Below are 16,799 nucleotides of genomic sequence, written 5' to 3' on the forward strand. Positions count from 1 at the left end.
TCGCCCAGCAACTGTGATGACTCTTAAATAATAAAAACCGCTTATAATAAATCCTCTCATAATAAAGGACGCAACGTGTCAGAACTAAAACGCATTTTGCAACAGATTACTGCGCTCAGTGATGTGCCCGATCCGGTGGTGCTCAAGCGCTTGATAAATGAGCTGCGCGTCAGTGATAGAGAGCCTGCCCTAGCCAATCAAAACATTCAATCACTAATCAACATCTTACGTCAGCATCCAGAGTATGCAGATGGGCTGGCCAGCTTTGTGTTAAAGCTCATTATCGAGTATCGACAAATTGCGCTATACACCGACACAGGCATCATGTCGGATCAAGGGTTTTTTAACAGTCTGCGCCGGCTGATTGGGCATCGGTTTTTGCCTTTATTGCCGCAAGAAGACTCCGTCGTTGAACTGGTGGGTTATTTATTTAATAAGCGCTCTGATGAACGCTGGCTGGCCAACATCGAGCGCGACAAGTGGGATGCGCTGGTCGAGCTATTAAAAGTCAATGAGCAGCATCTGGACCTAGTCGCTACCGCCAAAAACAATATATTAAACGCCATTATTATCTTATCGTACCGCATTAGCGGCATTGGCTTGCACCCCGATCTGATGGCGTCGTATCCTCAGATACTCAACTACTCTGCGTCTTTTGTCGCCCAAAACCAAGAAGCCGTGCTGTTTGTCAATCAGTATCGCCAAGCCCACGAGCTAGATACGCTGACAGACATCACACCCGAAAAAGCCGTAGACCCAGCGCCCTTGCTGGTCATGCTTGAGCAGTGCGAAGGCATCGTCGCCACCGTACGTAAGCGCATTTATAAAACAGGTATCTCTATTCGTCTGACCAACATGATGCTGCGCCTTGATCAAAGCCTGCAGCGCATGCGCATCTTGACCGAGCTTTTGACCGATGATCATCAAAAGCGAGATCATGCGGTGATTGAGCTGGTGCAGACGCTGATTACCACGGCCAATCGCCGCTATAGTATTGGCTATTTGATTGACAATAATACCAAACTGCTATCGCGCAAAGTCACAGAAAACGCCAGCCGCGTCGGTGAGCACTATATCAGTACCGACAAAGCTGGCTATCAAAAAATGTTTAAAAAGGCCTCTATCGGCGGTTTTGTCATTGCCTTTATGGCTACCATCAAGATACTGGCCTATCAATTGGCCTTAGCGCCGATGGGACGCGCGTTTGTTAATAGTATGATTTATGGCTTGGGTTTTGTATTCATTCATGTCATTCGCGGTACAGTCGCCACCAAGCAGCCGGCCATGACTGCTGCGGCCATCGCCTCAACGATATCGGACGGCTCGGGCAAAAAATCACGGCAATTGACCAAGCTCTCAGAGCTGGTGGTCGACATTTTGCGCACGCAGTTTATCGCTATCATGGGTAACGTCATGCTGGCTATCCCAGTTGCTTTGATTATCTCGTTTGCATGGCTACAGTACACAGGCGCACCGATGATCGACACCACCAAGGCTGAGCACCTCCTGCACGACCTTGATCCTTTTCGCTCATTGGCTCTGCCTCATGCTGCCATCGCTGGGGTTTATTTATTCTTATCAGGTCTGATTGCAGGCTATTATGATAATTTGGCAGTTTATAACCATGTCGGGGCACGTATCCAGCGTCATCGACTCTTGCAATACGTACTGCCCAAATCTTGGCTCCAGCGGCTGGGCGGTTTTGTCGAAGCCAACCTCGGCGCTATCATGGGCAACTTTTTGTTCGGTGTGTTTTTGGGCAGTACAGCTACCATCGGCTTTATCTTTGGGCTACCGATTGATATCCGCCATATCGCCTTTGCCTCAGCCAACCTAGCGCATGGATTGTTTAATATCTCCGCCGACCAAATCAGCTGGAGCGTGATTTTATTATCGATACTAGGAGTGGCGCTAATCGGCATCGTCAACCTGATGGTCAGTTTTTCTCTGGCGCTGTTTGTCGCGCTACGCTCCAAAGAAGTACGTTTCTTTGAATGGGGCCGTTTGACCAAATTGGTGTTTGGTCACATTATCAGTCATCCTTCTGACTTTTTTTGGCCGCGTGACAAGCCCATGAAATATGCGCGTATCGATAGTCAAGGACACATGATATTTGATGACACCTCGGCACAAAAAAGCGGTAAACCTCTCCCAAGTAACTATGTGGTACGCCGCCTATCCGATGTCAGAATACTGCCTGAGTCCAAACAAGCAGGGGCACAAAATGCGCAGACCAGCACCGACATATACTACGCCAATCAGCCAAAAGGCGATCATGTACAACCGCATGCACCGCCAAAAAAAGTCATCGACTTAGATGACGGCCTCGTCGATGAAGAGCTAAACAGTGTACCGTACGCCAATGATATTCAATACGGCGGCAAAACCAACAATCTGTCAGCTGATAGTAGCGCGCAAAACCAGCGCCATCGTACTGACCAAACTGGTGCTGACCAAAGCATGAGCGCCCCTGATAGCAAGCCTGCAGGCGATGCCAAAACGCCACTGCCAAAACCGAAAAAACCACCAAAACTGCCCAGTTAATACGGGCACTTTGCTTATGTCGAACTGGGGTTTATATAGGGCGTGCCCTTATTTTAAAAATGGTGATAAAAATGAGATGAATGGCAGCCAAACATTGTGATTAGACATTTTGATCAAACATTGTCATCAAACAACGAACACAGCACAGAGAATATCGAGCTATTAGTCAGCTAATTGACAGCATTTGGCCAGAGTTAGCCATCTTTAGATGATTATCTATTGAAGTAAGGGCGTTTGCTAATGGACGTTTTTAAAACGCATTAAACGCAAAGCATTAAGTGTAACCAGCACGGTTGCGCCAGTATCAGCCAATACCGCGATCCATAAACCCGTGATACCGAGTACCGTGGTGATTAGAAACACTGCTTTGAGGCCCAGCGCAAAAATCACGTTTTGATGAATATTGGATAAGGTTGCCCGCGACAATGCAATCAGATGAGCGACGTCGGTCACGCGACTTTTTAATAAGGCGACGTCAGCCGTTTCAATCGCGACGTCAGTACCACCGCCCATCGCGATACCGACATCGGCAGTCGCTAACGCTGGCGCATCATTGATACCATCACCAATCATCGCTATTTGGGTTTTAGTCTTCATCTCGTCTATCAAACGCAGCTTATCTTCGGGCAACAGCTCAGCTTGCCACTCTATATCTAGATGACTAGCAAGCGCTTGAGCAGTAAGGCGGTTGTCGCCCGTCAGCATCATGGAGCGAACCCCCATTGCATGAAGCTGTGCTACGCCTTCTTTGGCATCGTCCCGCAGCTCATCTCGTAGCGCGATTAGCCCGAGCACCTCACGGCTTTGCTCATCGAACAGCACCGACACCGTTTTTCCTTCATTTTGTAATGCTTCGATTTGGGCATTTTGTTTGGCGGTTATTGAGGTTTGGTCGGCGGCATATACAGGAGAGCCGATGGTTAAAGAGCGCCCAGCTACCGTTGCATGTACAGCTTTACCTGCAGTCGCGTGAGCCTTAGACGCTACTGGTATGGCAATATTGGCCGCTTTGGCGTGATCGATGATGGCTTTTGCAAGCGGATGGTTAGAGGTGGACTCAACACTGGCAAACAGCGCTAATATCGCATTTTTATCTTGAGCATCCATATACTGCTGGGTAAAAGTGACAACATCGGTCACGCGGGGTTTGCCTTCCGTTAACGTACCTGTCTTGTCAAAAGCAACCGTATTGACGCGACCAATGGTTTCTAACGCGCTCCCACCTTTGATCAGAAGGCCACGGCGCGTACCAACAGCCAGACCCGAGGCGATAGCGGCCGGTGTGGATAGGACGAGGGCGCATGGACAGGCGATGAGCAATAGTGCCAAACCGCGATATAGCCAAGTTGCCCACTCCCCGCCCATCACTAACGGCGGAATAATAATAACTAAAGCGGCAATCGCCATCACTGCTGGCGTGTAGTAGCGGCTAAACTTTTCGATAAAACGTGCAGTGGGCGCTTTGGAGACTTGCGCCTGCTCCACTAGCTCAATGATTCGTGCAATGGTATTGTCAGCGGCTGTTTTTTCTACGCGTATGTGCAGCGCGCCCTCCATATTGATGGCGCCTGCAAACACCTTGTCGCCTACTGTTTTGGCAACGGGGATAGACTCGCCGGTGATGGGCGATTCATCAAGGCTAGATGCGCCCTGAGTAATAATGCCGTCAGCAGACACCTTATCGCCCGGGCGTACCAGCACCAAATCATCGACTTGTAATGAAGACGCCGGTACATCGCGCTGCCCGCCTTGTGCGTCAAGTAAAATTGCAGTCTTTGGCACCAGTGCCGCCAAAGCCCTAATGCCAGCACGCGCGCGATCAGCAGCCACGCTCTCTAGTAGCTCGCCGACTGAGAATAAGAATACCACTGCTGCTGCCTCTTCAGGCTCACCAATAATAAGCGCACCAATTGCCGCAACCGACATCAGCATCTCAATCGAAAAAGGCGTGCCGGTCGACGCTAAGGCAAAGGCTTTACGAGCAAAAGGAGACACACCCACAATGACGGCAACAGCAAATGCCCACATGCCATAATCAGGAAAAACCACTGATAGCGCGTAAGCGGCGCTCATCAACACGCCAAGACCAATGACTTGCTTGCCTTTGCGGCTTTGCCACCAACGTGGCTGCTCTGTAGCGGATGGACTCTCGCTACTTAGATCGGTTGATTGATCCGTTATGGCAAATATACCAAACCCGAGGCGCGTAATGGTTTTTTCGATGTCACTAAATTGCGTCTCTCCATCAGGCGCTAATGTTAGCGTTAACTTTTCGGTGGCAAAGTTAAGCCGTACGTCAGAGATGTCAGGCATACGGGCGAGCGCCGTTTCGATTTTACCGACGCAGCTGGCACAGTCCATACCTTCGATATGATATTGCATAATTATTTTTCCTAATGCGTTGTCCTCATAACTTGTACTGCTATAAGCATTTTTTAATAAATCTATTATGAACCCTATAGTGGCTTTAGAGTCAAGGCGCTTTATATCTGACGTCATAACATTGATTTATTAGCCATTAAACTTTATAGTAACTTTAATGTTTAATGCTCAAGAGGCAGTCATGCTGATTAAAATCGGAGAACTCGCTAAACGCACAGGCGCGACAGTAGAAACCATTCGTTACTATGAAAAGGAAGGATTGCTGCCTGAGCCTTCACGCAGTGCAGGCAATTATCGTTTATATAATGACACGCACATCGAGCGTCTACAGTTTATCCTGCACTGTCGTACGCTTGATATGACGTTGGATGAAGTACGGGTGTTATTGCAGTACTGGGATGAGCCTGACAGAGACTGCGGTAATGTAGATGCCTTATTAGATGAGCATATTGAGGCGGTAGAAGTTCGTATTGAAGAGTTGATGCAATTAAAACAGCATCTAATGGATTTGCGAAAAAAATGCCTATCTAGCGCACCCGCGGTATCCTGTGGAATATTAAATGCTCTTGCTGATAATTCTTGTCATCAGTAGAAGCATCAGCCGCATTGTTTAGACGCTACATTATAAATAATCAAAGGAATAATTTTGTCTGAATTAAAAACTGTCGGGCTTTTTGCGATTACTGCACTAGCAGAGATTGTAGGTTGCTACTTGCCATATTTATGGCTAAGAGAAGGTAAGTCAATATGGCTGCTTGTTCCTAGCGCCTTTAGTTTGACCGCCTTTGTTTGGCTGCTAACTTTACATCCAACCGCCGTTGGTAGGGTTTATGCGGCTTACGGTGGTATGTATGTAACGATTGCAATTCTATGGTTATGGGCTGTCGATGGTGTTCAACCAACGACGTGGGACATCTTAGGCACATCAGTGGCACTGCTAGGCATGGCTATTATCATGTTTGCACCGCGCACTACATAGTGCAATACCCCATTGAAAACAGCCATTACTCTCTTCAAGCCTATTAACAGACGACCTAAAACGAAATTAGCTAGCTATCGTCCTCGTCACAAGCTTGGACAGTGTGCGCTTGAGGTAACAACCTTACCATCGCTCAAGCGATAAGCCAGTAGGTGATTGCCCCATACACAGCCACCGTCTAGCGCACGTGCATGTGGCAGATCAACTTCGGCTTTGAGCGCCGCCCAATGACCAAAGAGTATCTTACGCGTACGCGGTACTTGCCAGTCAAACCACGGTGCGAAGTCATCAGGCATCGGCTCTTGCAGCCCTGCACTAAAGTCAAACTCTAGGGTGCCATCTTGTTTGCACAGGCGCATACGTGTGAAGTAATTGGCAATCGCACGCAGCTTAGTATAGCCGCTTATCTGTGCATGCCACTTATCAGCTGTCTTGCTATATAGGTTGGGCAATAGCGCATCAAGCTGCGGCAAACTGCTTTGCAGCGCCGCCTCTAACTGCCACGCATAATCAGCCGCAGCCTCGATGCTCCAATGCGGCGGCACACCCGCATGCACCAATACCGTGTGCTCATCAGGATAAGCCAATACTGGCTGATGACGCAGCCACTCTAGCAACTCATCACAATCTTCAGCAGCAAAAATCGGCGCGGTTTTGTCTTTATTTTTGAGTTTTGCCGCGCCGCGCCATACCGCAATTAGATTGATATCATGATTACCCAGCACGGTCGCCGCTGCGCCCTGCTCACACAGCGACTTGACATGGCGCAGCGTGCTTAGTGAATCCTCACCGCGCGCGACCAAATCACCTGCAAACCACAGTTTGTCTTGAGTCGGGTCAAATGCTAACGTGTTTAGTAATTGACGATAAGCGGCATAACAACCTTGCAAATCGCCGATGACATACTGATGACGAAACCCCATAAACCCTCAATAAATCAATCTATAAAATCATAACCAACAAACAGTAGGCTTGCTATACAAGCAAATGCCGCGAATGATTGCTTAGCGCGACAAAGTCTTGGACACTCAGCGTCTCAGGTCTGGCTTGCGGGTCGATGGCACAGGCAGCAAAGTCCGCTTCGCTTAGCGTCGGCAACAAAGTCGAATTTTTAAAGATAGCACGCAATGTCTTACGGCGATGATTGAAAGTCTCACGAACGACGATAGCAAAATACTCTTCATCTTCTGCCACCACTGGCTTGTCGATATGCGGGGTCAAGCGAAACACGGCGCTGGTGACTTTAGGTGGTGGATTAAACGCACCGCGTGGCACTGTCAGTAGATAGTCGGTATCACAGTGATACTGCATGATGACCGATAGACGGCCATAGGTCTTGCTACCGACATCCGCGGTGATACGCTCAACCACTTCTTTTTGTAGCATAAAGTGCATGTCTTGAATAACATCTGCAAAGCTAAGCAGATGAAAAAGTATCGGTGTGGAGATGTTATAAGGAAGGTTGCCCACCACCCGCAGCTTACCACGCTCAGCGCTATACAGCTCGCGATAATCGACGTGCATGGCATTGTCTTTAATGATAGTAAAGTTCGGATGGCTGTTGGCACCGATACGGATACGCAAGCTATCTGCCAAATCACGATCCAACTCCACCACCGTCATCGCATCCACTTCTGCCAATAGCGGCTCAGTCAGCGCGCCCATTCCCGGTCCAATCTCAATCAAATTATCGTCGCGCTCTAAACGAATGCTATCGACGATTTGGCGAATAACGCTGGTATCATGCAAGAAGTTTTGGCCAAAGCGCTTACGCGGCTGGTGCTTGGCAGTACGTAAACTGTTAGAAATAGTTTGAGCATCAAATGAAGTTTTGGACATAAAAGAGTCTTAATGGATAAAAGATAAAGGGGCTATAGCGCTATGGCAGCAATGTGCTGACTATATATCAATGAATTATAACACAGCTCATACTGGCACTGTCTTTTTGCGATGTTTTATTAGCAAACTACCCCTACCTTAGCAAAACCGACACATTGCTTTTTTTGTTCTTAAACTATTTGGTGTATTCTTGGTTATATATGTTGCTTGGTGAGGATTTGAACTTTTGGCTGTGGGCTAATGGTATCAACGTTTTGACACGCTGAAATAGCCGCAGTGTACTTTATAATGTACATGCAATGGGTTTTTGGACCAATATTTTTATTCATTGTAAACGCTTATCTCCAAGACGAGATTTAATTTACTTAAACATAGGTTAGGGCGTGTTGAACATTCGCAAATAGGCACTGCTGATCGCTAAAATTGTTCCAGACAAGGCACAAAGCGACGATAATGCAGATGCCTTAGCGAGATTTGTAACGCAGTATGGGGCAATTTTAGCATCAGCCCGCAGGGACAGGACTCTTTTTTGCCGCTTCATCGTTAAAAATAAGCGCTTAGAATGACTAAACTTATTATTTTTAACATCGAATCGCCTAAAAAATAGTCGCTGTCAGTGCCATGGTCGAATGTTCAACACGCCCTAGTCATGCTATCGAAAACATTAGAAACGGATCGCCTTTATTTAAGGCACTGGCGAAAAAAAGACTTAAAACCCTTTGCTAAAATAAACTCTAGTAAAGACGTAATGGAGTATTTCCCTAAGCTACTGACAGAAAAAGAAAGTAATGCTATGGCTTCAAAGTGCCAACTGCTTATAGATGAAAAAGGCTGGGGTTTTTGGGCGGTAAGTCTCAAAGGTAGTGATACTTTTATCGGCTTCGTTGGTCTACATCAACCACAACAAGACCTTCCGTTCAATCCTTGTGTCGAAATAGGCTGGAGATTGGGCAAAGATTTTTGGGGCTATGGTTATGCTACAGAAGCAGCCAATGCTTGTTTAAAATTTGCTTTTGAAGAACTAAAATTCGATGAAATCGTATCGTTTACTGCAAAGATAAATAAGCGTTCACAGCGCGTCATGGAACGTCTTGATATGAAGGATACAAGAAAAAACTTTCTTCATCCTGCTATAGAAGCTACAGACCCACTTGCCGAACACGTACTATACAAAGTGTCGCGAGAAGAATGGATGAAAATAAAAAAGCACTAATTAAGGATACTCTTAGCTCTCTCTATTGATGAATGCATACCCCAAGGGAACCAGCTATTTATCCCTGTAACCTCACTTATAGGCCACTTAAAACAGACCGGTATAATGGAACCAATTATATCAGGTCATGCTTGATAATTTATAAATAGACATAGCTGACATTAGACTTATCCTATAATGCCTAACAAATCTAGATAAGACAGCAACTTATACAATAGTTCCACTAACAATGGATCTGTCTGCCATCTCATTAGCCATATTTAATGCTTGATACAGACTGGTAGCACTGGCACCGCCACTCCCTGCTAGGTCTAACGCCGTGCCATGATCCACTGACGTGCGTATATAAGGGAGTCCCAAGGTTAAATTGACTGTATCGCCAAAGCCATGCGACTTAAGTACTGGCAAACCTTGATCATGATACATAGCGATAACCGCATCACACTCTTTTAGATGTCTAGTGGTAAACAGCGTATCCGCTGGCATCGCCTCAGAGATATCGACACCTGCATTGATAAACTCCTGCAATACGGGATTGATAATCTCCATCTCCTCAAGCCCCAAATGTCCGCCCTCACCTGCATGTGGGTTTAGACCGCAGACTAAGAGACGCGGATTATTCATACCGAATTTTGTGTGCATATCATCGAGGACGATTTGTACCGTTTGCCGTACATTATTAGCGGTGATGGCAGCAGGGATGTCCTTTAAGGCCAAATGCGTGGTGACAAGCGCCACTTTCATGGTTTGGTTGGCGAGCATCATCACCACTTTATCGCAGCCGCTTTGCTGCATAAAAAACTCAGTATGACCGCTGAACATGGTGCCATCTGGCAATCTGATATCGGCATCGATCAGTGCTGACTTTTGTAATGGTCCTGTGATAATGGCCGCGATGGCTTTGTAGGTGGCCAACTGATGGGCAATCTCTAACTGCTGGGCGACCATGGCCGAATTGCGCGTATTAATTTGTCCACAAATGACGGATTGAGCACAAGGCGTATTTAACAAAATAAACGCATGGCCATCATGAGTATTCATATGCGTTTGCTGTGGCATCTGCTCTAAGAAATTATCAGCTGCTATGTCTAAATCGACAGTTTGCCAGCGCGGACAGCTTCGTAGTACGCCCGCTGCCAGCAACATATCAGCACGCTTTTGCAGCGCGGTATGATCGGCAGTGACCCATATAGGACGCGCAAAGTCTTGTAGCTTACCTGTATCGGCCAGTAGCAAGACAATATCCATACCGATACCAGCAGGTTCACCGGTGGTGATTAATAGCGGCAATTTTTTTTGCATAGTTAAAACCATCCTATATTTACATTAACACTTTGATTTAATTTTATTTTTTATTAGAAAAATCAGATTTCCTCGTTAAGTCTAATCTTAAAAATTCTCGCTCATCAAAGACGGTGTTTTTACAGATAATTATTTATAACGTCCGAAAAAAGGGCAGAATGTGTTAAACTTTCGCCTTTCATTGTAGCATTTACTAGCAAGCATTGAGACCACGTTTGGTACCTCTAGCATAACCGTGCGTCGCCTTTGTTTTGTTGCGTCATTTTGCTGCACTATTACTAAAATAAAAACCTTACCACATACCCATCCATACCTTTTTTATAGCATATTTATACCGACTCTTGACACATTAGGCACTCATGGCAGACAACGATAAATCCGACGACTTACTCAATCAGACACCGCCGCATAATATCGATATCGAAAAGGCGCTACTGGCCTCTTTGATGAGTATTGAAGAGGCGTACGACAAGATTGCCGATATCGTCACCAAAGACGACTTTTATGCGGGTCGACATCAATACATTTTTGATGCGATTGCCCATTTAGCTGCCGTTGGCGAGCCTTATGACACTGTGATGGTCCATGACTGGCTAGAGGCACAAAAACTCCTAAAAAGTGCAGGCGGCGACAGCTATTTGGCAGATATCTTGAGTCAAAGCCCAGCGACCCTATTTAACCTCACTGCCTATGCGCAGCGCGTACGTGAGCTCTCTACCTTACGCCAGCTGATTACCACTGGTAACGATATGCTGGCACTGGCATATAATCCAAAAGACCAAACGGTCAGTGATATTTTAGACAATGTCGAGAGTAAGATATTTAGCATCAATGAGCAGCATAATAAACGCGCCGAGCAGCGTGGGCCTGTCGGTATTACCTCGGTGCTGACCAATGTCATCGACCAAATTCAAGAGCTAAAATCCAACCCCGATGGCATGATTGGCTTACAAACACCCTTTGCAGAGTTGAACAATAAAACGCAAGGCTTGCAATCTGGCGACTTAATCATCGTCGCCGCCCGTCCATCTATGGGTAAAACCACCTTTGCCATGAACTTAGCAGAAGGTGTATTGTTTAATGAAGACCTGCCAGTGGTGGTGTTTTCTATGGAGATGCCCGCTGAGTCTATCGTCATGCGTCTGCTATCCTCTTGGGGTGCGATCAACCAAACGCACCTGCGCTCAGGCCAGATGAATGAAGACGAATGGGCGAAGATGATGAACGCCATTCAGCATCTACAATCAAAGCATCTGTACATCGATGACAGTACGGCGCTACCGCCTTCTGAGATGCGCTCACGCTGCCGGCGCATCGCCAAAAACCATGATGGCAAGCTAGGCGCTATCGTGGTCGATTATCTACAGCTGATGAAAGTCCCTAGCCTCGATGGCAACCGTGTGGGCGAAATCTCTGAGATCTCTCGTAGTCTAAAGGCGCTCGCACGTGAGCTTGAGTGTCCGGTCATCGCTTTATCTCAGCTTAACCGTAGTTTGGAGAACCGCCCAAACAAACGCCCTATTATGTCGGATTTGCGTGAATCAGGGGCAATTGAGCAGGATGCCGATTTGATTATGTTCATCTATCGTGATGAGGTTTATAATGAAAACTCAGACCTCAAAGGCGTGGCCGAAATCATCATTGGTAAACAGCGTAACGGGCCCATTGGTACCGTACGTTTGGGCTTTGAAGGCCAGTTTACCCGCTTTATCAACCTAACGCCTGAGTACTATCAAGGTGTCAGTTTTGAAAATGACGAATAACCCCAAACGCTCACGATTGAACATTGAATAAAACCCAAACAAATCATCACGAACCCTAGCCAGTGCGGTATCAGCGCCATTGATATCGCATTGGCTTTATTGCTTCACCCTCTTTTTATTCCATGTATTTGCTCATAAAACAAGTTGATTTATCAAATCACGTTGCCAATAAAGAAGCCCACTATGCGTACCATTACTATCAAACCAAAAGCCCTCACTCATAACTTATACCAAGTAAAAAAACTGGCCCCAAGTGCTAAAGTACTCGCCATGGTCAAGTCCAATGCCTATGGTCATGGCGTGGCTGCCGTACTGCCCGCCCTGCAGCAGGCTGATGGCATCGGCGTGGCTACTTTGGCAGAGGCTCTAGAGGCACGGCAATTGGGCTGGCATAAAACCATTGGACTCATTGAAGGCGCCTTTACTGCTGATGAATGGCAGACCGCCATTGCCCAAGATATCAGCTGCGTGATTCATCATGAGCCGCAGCTGATGTGGGCGCTAGACAACATCCCGCCTGCCAGCAGTGCCACGCGCGTGGTTTGGCTAAAATACAATACCGGTATGAATCGCTTAGGATTTGATGCCAAAGGCGTTATCGATGCGGCGGCGCAGCTACATGCAGCCGGTTATCAGCTGATTTTGACCACTCATTTTGCCAACGCCGATGACAGCAGCCACCCGCTAAATGCGCTACAAATTCAGCGCTTTAACGACATGCTGCAAACCTTAAAAGAAACCGTCAGCGATGAAGTAAAAGGCTCGCTGTGCAACTCAGCAGGTATCGTCAATTTTGCAGAGCATCATCATGACTGGGTACGCCCTGGTATTATTTTATATGGCAGCTCGCCGGTCGTCGATCAAAGTGCAGCTACGTTAGACTTGCAACCGGCAATGGAGCTTTGCGCCCAAATCATCGCTTTTCAGACAGTCAGCGCCAATGATGCCATCGGCTATGGCAGCTTATGGTCAGCAAAGCACAATACCAAAACCGCCCTCGTCAGTATCGGCTACGGTGACGGCTACCCTCGCGTCATCAGCAGTGACGCCTATGTGACCGTCATCAATGCTGCAGATCAGCAGCGTTATCGCTGTGCCGTACTTGGACGCGTGGCCATGGATATGATCGTTATCGATGCCAGCACGATGCCAGCAGACACTGCCTTAAACAGCAAAGTCATCTTATGGGGTGAGGCGCCGCACGTCGATGAAGTCGCAAGTCACGCTGGGACGATCAGCTATGAGCTATTATGTCGCCTGAGCACGCGCCCAGCCCGTATAGCCGCTCACTAAATACCTAAACTTAAATCACTGACAAGTTTGGCATCCTGACTGGTAAAGGGTTTTATGTCATTAGCCAGTCTACGCGCACAGATAGTATTGGGCGTCTATAGCGAGTAATACCATAGCCATATAGAAGGGTGCTGACTTGAGAAAATTGGCCGTTTACATTGGGCCTAATTGCGCTATACTAAAAGTTTGTTGTCACCCCAGTGTGCGCGTTGAGCGCTGCTGCACAAGACTGATAACGTTTCACTGACTGCGATTGACTGCTAGGACTACTATGAGTTTGCGCCATTTTTTAACTTTATCTGATTTAACCCAACAAGAACTAGAAACCCTTATCAAACGCGCAAGCGAATTACGTAAGATGCAACATGCAGGCGAGGTCTATCAGCCTTTTGTTGGCCGGACGCTGGGCATGATTTTTGAAAAATCTTCTACCCGTACGCGTATCTCGTTTGAGACCGGTATGGGACAATTTGGCGGTAGCGCCATATTTTTATCACCCAATGATACCCAGCTTGGCCGCGGTGAGCCGCTAGAGGACTCAGCCCGCGTCATCTCAAGCATGGTCGATATCATCATGATTCGTACCTTTGGTCACGAAAAAGTCGAGACTTTTGCTGAGTACTCTAGTGTGCCGATTATCAATGCGCTGACCGATGAATTCCACCCTTGCCAGTTGCTCGCCGACATGCAAACCTTCTATGAGCATCGCGGTAGTATCAAAAATAAAATCGTCACTTGGGTTGGCGATGGCAACAATATGTGCGCCTCCTACATGCAAGCAGCCAATCAATTTGGCTTTGAGCTACGCGTGGCCGCGCCTTATGGCTTTGAGCCTGATACCGAGCTAATGAAGCGCTTCTCGCATTGCGTGAGTTTGGTCGAGGATGTACAAGACGCAGCAAAAGACTCGCACCTTATCGTCACCGACGTGTGGGCCAGTATGGGGCAAGAGTCTGAGCAAAACACTCGCGCGCGCCGCTTTGCACCCTATCAAGTGACGCCCTCATTGCTTGATAAAGCCGACCCTGACGTGGTGTTTATGCACTGCTTGCCTGCGCACCGCGGCGAAGAAATCTCTCACGACATGCTCGATGATCCACGCTCAGTGGTCTGGGACGAAGCAGAAAACCGCTTACATGCGCAAAAGGCCCTGATGGAGTTCTTGCTCAAAGATAAGATTAAGCTATCGGTTTAGCTGATCGATAATCGAGTCGTTTAAAAGCAAATATTTTTTTTAAAACAGATAGCAAAAAGGCAGATTACTTATAGTAGTCTGCCTTTTCTTAGTTTTAAGTTCTTAGTTTCAAGCGTTAAAAGCTAAACGATAAATAATGACGCTTATTAACGCGTTATCGTTTCAACCCCATTACTACTCGCCTTTAGCAAAACATCGGCTTGATTGGCGGCAAAGATACCATTACAGACCACACCGACGATATTGTTCAGCTCTTTTTCAAGCGCAATAGGATTGCTGACATCTAAGTCATAAGTGTCGAGAATGACATTACCATAATCGGTGACAAAGTCCTCACGGTAGACTGGCTCACCGCCCATTTGTGCTAGCTGACGCGCCACATAGGAGCGCGCTTGCGGCAAGACTTCGATCGGTACAGGAAACGACCGGCCTAGTATATCGACGCGTTTGCTCTCATCGACCATACAAACGAACTTATTAGACGCTGCAGCGACGATTTTTTCACGCGTCAGCGCCCCGCCGCCACCTTTAATCAGTTGCAGATGCGCATTAACTTCATCAGCACCATCAATATAGACATCAAGCTGTCCTGCAAAGTTTAGATCGACAATCTCGATACCCAAAGCACGCAATTTGTCTTCTGTCACCTGTGAGCTGGCCACCGCGCCAGCAAGCTTGACCTGCGGCAATAGCTCAATCAGGCAGTTCACCGTACTGCCCGTCCCTACGCCAAGTATCATGTCATCTTCGATATAACTTAGAGCAGCTTTGGCTGCGGCTTGCTTTTGTGCTTGCTGATCACTCATCATAAATCCTTGGCAGAACAAACGTACCGTCTTGAAAAAATTAAAGGCTAAAAAAGGTAAAATGCGCGGCTATTATAACCGATGACTTCGATATATGTCAGCGTAAAACCAATTCTAATAATGAGGTACTCCACCCGGAATTGATAACTAATATAAATGCCTTTTAAAACCCAGAGACATGAGGTAACCAAAACACTAAGGCTAGCAGCGTCGCTAATAATACTGGCGGCGTAATAAGCAGCCCGATTTTCATATATTGCCCCCAGCTGATTTTATAATCTTTTTCTGCTAAGACATGTAGCCATAACAAGGTCGCAAGACTACCGATGGGCGTAAACTTCGGCCCCAAATCATTTCCAATGACATTGGCATAAACCATCAGCTCGCGAGTGGCAGCCGGTACTTGCGCGCTATCGATAGCCAACGCACCTACCAAGGTCGATGGCATATTATTCATAATAGAGGCCACGATTGCTGAAAGAAATCCCGTGCCTACTGTGGCGATGATATTGCCTTGCTGCCCTAACCAATTGAGTATTTGGGCACCATAAGCCGTTAACCCTGCGTTACCCAAGCCATATACCACCAAATACATACCCACAGAAAACAAGACGATTTGCCAAGGCGCGTTACGTATGACATCAGACACCGAAACAACCGCCTCTCGCCCGCCTTGCCACCAGCGGCCTGCAATAGCCATTAATACCAAGGCCGCCGCTCCAGTGACGAGGGAAATAGGCACACCTAATGACTCGGTGGCAAAATAAGCAACCAATAATAATGCAAGTAGCGGAAAAGCGGCTTTAAACACCAACGGATCTTCGATAGCAGACTCTGGTGTGCTCAGATTGGAAATAGAATAGTGTGTTGGGATTTGGCGGGCATAGACCACCCACAGCACTGCTAATGTCGCGATAACAGAGACAATATTTACCGGCATCATGACCGCCGCATAACGTCCAAAGCCAATATCAAAATAATTGGCGCTGACGATATTGACCAGATTAGAAGTCACTAACGGCAAACTTGCGGTATCAGCAATAAAGCCCGTGGCGATGATAAAAGCCAATGCCGACGGCGGTGAAAACTTAAGCCGTAGTAAGATAGCGATGACAATCGGTGTCAGGAGTAATGCAGCGCCATCATTGGCAAAAAACGCGGAGATAAACGCGCCCAGTATCACAATCATGGGAAACAACAAGCGCCCTTGTCCATTGCCAAGTCTCGCCACATGTAGCGCCGCCCAACCAAAAAATCCCGCTCTATCTAAGATAAGCGAGATGATAATTAGCGCCACGAAGGTAAAAGTCGCATCCCAAACGATGTCCCATACAATACCGATATCGGATAACTGCACCACGCCAAAAGCCAAGGCAACTAAAGCCCCGCCCAGCGCGCTCCAACCAATGCCCAAGCCTTTAGGCTGCCATATCACCAACACCAACGTCACGATAAAGATAATGAATGCAAGCATGGAGCAACC

General features: G+C 47.2%; 13 protein-coding genes. 7 read left to right on the forward strand and 6 right to left on the reverse strand.

Translation table 11 applies throughout. The features are described from left to right. Window positions 1-75 precede the first annotated feature (75 nt). Window positions 76-2,544, forward strand: a complete 2,469-nt coding sequence (locus CAP50_RS08180) for a site-specific recombinase (protein ID WP_100749678.1) — start codon at window positions 76-78, stop codon at window positions 2,542-2,544. A 237-nt stretch (window positions 2,545-2,781) separates the two neighbouring features. Here CAP50_RS08180 and CAP50_RS08185 read toward each other — a convergent pair whose 3' ends face one another. Further along, window positions 2,782-4,926 carry a heavy metal translocating P-type ATPase gene (locus CAP50_RS08185; protein ID WP_100749679.1) on the reverse strand — a complete coding sequence of 715 codons (2,145 nt, stop codon included), beginning with the start codon at window positions 4,924-4,926 and terminating at the stop codon, window positions 2,782-2,784. A gap of 181 nt (window positions 4,927-5,107) precedes the next feature. Here CAP50_RS08185 and cadR point away from each other — a divergent pair, with 181 nt between their 5' ends. Both cadR and CAP50_RS08195 read left to right on the forward strand, forming a co-directional pair. Then, window positions 5,108-5,518: a Cd(II)/Pb(II)-responsive transcriptional regulator gene (gene cadR, locus CAP50_RS08190; protein WP_075101032.1), complete on the forward strand. Its 411-nt coding sequence runs from the start codon at window positions 5,108-5,110 to the stop codon at window positions 5,516-5,518. Window positions 5,519-5,572: 54 nt separating this feature from the next. After that, window positions 5,573-5,905 carry a YnfA family protein gene (locus CAP50_RS08195; protein ID WP_100749680.1) on the forward strand — a complete coding sequence of 111 codons (333 nt, stop codon included), beginning with the start codon at window positions 5,573-5,575 and terminating at the stop codon, window positions 5,903-5,905. Between the two features lie 86 nt (window positions 5,906-5,991). On the opposite strand, the gene CAP50_RS08200 is transcribed toward CAP50_RS08195, so the two are convergent. After that, window positions 5,992-6,828, reverse strand: coding sequence for a symmetrical bis(5'-nucleosyl)-tetraphosphatase (locus CAP50_RS08200; protein ID WP_100749681.1), 837 nt, complete (start codon window positions 6,826-6,828; stop codon window positions 5,992-5,994). Window positions 6,829-6,880: 52 nt separating this feature from the next. Then, window positions 6,881-7,744 carry a 16S rRNA (adenine(1518)-N(6)/adenine(1519)-N(6))-dimethyltransferase RsmA gene (gene rsmA / locus CAP50_RS08205; RefSeq protein ID WP_100749682.1) on the reverse strand — a complete coding sequence of 288 codons (864 nt, stop codon included), beginning with the start codon at window positions 7,742-7,744 and terminating at the stop codon, window positions 6,881-6,883. Window positions 7,745-8,393: 649 nt separating this feature from the next. Between rsmA and CAP50_RS08210 the strand changes: the two genes are divergently transcribed. After that, window positions 8,394-8,957, forward strand: coding sequence for a GNAT family N-acetyltransferase (locus tag CAP50_RS08210; RefSeq protein ID WP_100749683.1), 564 nt, complete (start codon window positions 8,394-8,396; stop codon window positions 8,955-8,957). A gap of 207 nt (window positions 8,958-9,164) precedes the next feature. Here the strand turns inward: CAP50_RS08210 and pdxA are convergent, their stop codons facing one another. Beyond that, window positions 9,165-10,259, reverse strand: a complete 1,095-nt coding sequence (gene pdxA, locus CAP50_RS08215; protein ID WP_100749684.1) for a 4-hydroxythreonine-4-phosphate dehydrogenase PdxA — start codon at window positions 10,257-10,259, stop codon at window positions 9,165-9,167. A gap of 359 nt (window positions 10,260-10,618) precedes the next feature. Between pdxA and dnaB the strand changes: the two genes are divergently transcribed. From dnaB to argF, 3 genes are all read left to right on the forward strand, one after another. Beyond that, window positions 10,619-12,022, forward strand: coding sequence for a replicative DNA helicase (gene dnaB / locus CAP50_RS08220; protein ID WP_075100921.1), 1,404 nt, complete (start codon window positions 10,619-10,621; stop codon window positions 12,020-12,022). 183 nt (window positions 12,023-12,205) lie between these two features. Further along, entirely contained in the window at window positions 12,206-13,315 is a 1,110-nt protein-coding gene (gene alr / locus CAP50_RS08225; protein WP_100749685.1) for an alanine racemase, read from the forward strand. Window positions 13,316-13,586: 271 nt separating this feature from the next. Next, complete coding sequence (gene argF / locus CAP50_RS08230) at window positions 13,587-14,510, forward strand: ornithine carbamoyltransferase (protein ID WP_100749686.1); 924 nt, start codon at window positions 13,587-13,589, stop codon at window positions 14,508-14,510. A 146-nt stretch (window positions 14,511-14,656) separates the two neighbouring features. On the opposite strand, the gene rpiA is transcribed toward argF, so the two are convergent. Together rpiA and CAP50_RS08240 are read right to left on the reverse strand one after the other, a co-directional pair. Beyond that, window positions 14,657-15,316 carry a ribose-5-phosphate isomerase RpiA gene (gene rpiA, locus CAP50_RS08235; protein ID WP_075100924.1) on the reverse strand — a complete coding sequence of 220 codons (660 nt, stop codon included), beginning with the start codon at window positions 15,314-15,316 and terminating at the stop codon, window positions 14,657-14,659. Between the two features lie 163 nt (window positions 15,317-15,479). Beyond that, on the reverse strand, window positions 15,480-16,790 hold the full coding sequence (locus CAP50_RS08240) for an arsenic transporter (protein ID WP_100749687.1): 1,311 nt from the start codon (window positions 16,788-16,790) through the stop codon (window positions 15,480-15,482). Between the last annotated feature and the right edge of the window lie 9 nt (window positions 16,791-16,799).

It is taken from the genome of Psychrobacter sp. L7, assembly GCF_002810365.1.
Lineage (GTDB): Bacteria > Pseudomonadota > Gammaproteobacteria > Pseudomonadales > Moraxellaceae > Psychrobacter > Psychrobacter celer.

Bases quoted from the DNA above. Each gene is read 5' to 3' on its own strand.
- CAP50_RS08185 (WP_100749679.1), bottom strand. From the start codon at position 4,926: ATGCAATATCATATCGAAGGTATGGACTGTGCCAGCTGCGTCGGTAAA.
- cadR (WP_075101032.1), top strand. From the start codon at position 5,108: ATGCTGATTAAAATCGGAGAACTCGCTAAACGCACAGGCGCGACAGTA.
- CAP50_RS08200 (WP_100749681.1), bottom strand. From the start codon at position 6,828: ATGGGGTTTCGTCATCAGTATGTCATCGGCGATTTGCAAGGTTGTTAT.
- rsmA (WP_100749682.1), bottom strand. From the start codon at position 7,744: ATGTCCAAAACTTCATTTGATGCTCAAACTATTTCTAACAGTTTACGT.
- CAP50_RS08210 (WP_100749683.1), top strand. From the start codon at position 8,394: ATGCTATCGAAAACATTAGAAACGGATCGCCTTTATTTAAGGCACTGG.
- pdxA (WP_100749684.1), bottom strand. From the start codon at position 10,259: ATGCAAAAAAAATTGCCGCTATTAATCACCACCGGTGAACCTGCTGGT.
- dnaB (WP_075100921.1), top strand. From the start codon at position 10,619: ATGGCAGACAACGATAAATCCGACGACTTACTCAATCAGACACCGCCG.
- alr (WP_100749685.1), top strand. From the start codon at position 12,206: ATGCGTACCATTACTATCAAACCAAAAGCCCTCACTCATAACTTATAC.
- argF (WP_100749686.1), top strand. From the start codon at position 13,587: ATGAGTTTGCGCCATTTTTTAACTTTATCTGATTTAACCCAACAAGAA.
- rpiA (WP_075100924.1), bottom strand. From the start codon at position 15,316: ATGAGTGATCAGCAAGCACAAAAGCAAGCCGCAGCCAAAGCTGCTCTA.
- CAP50_RS08240 (WP_100749687.1), bottom strand. From the start codon at position 16,790: ATGCTTGCATTCATTATCTTTATCGTGACGTTGGTGTTGGTGATATGG.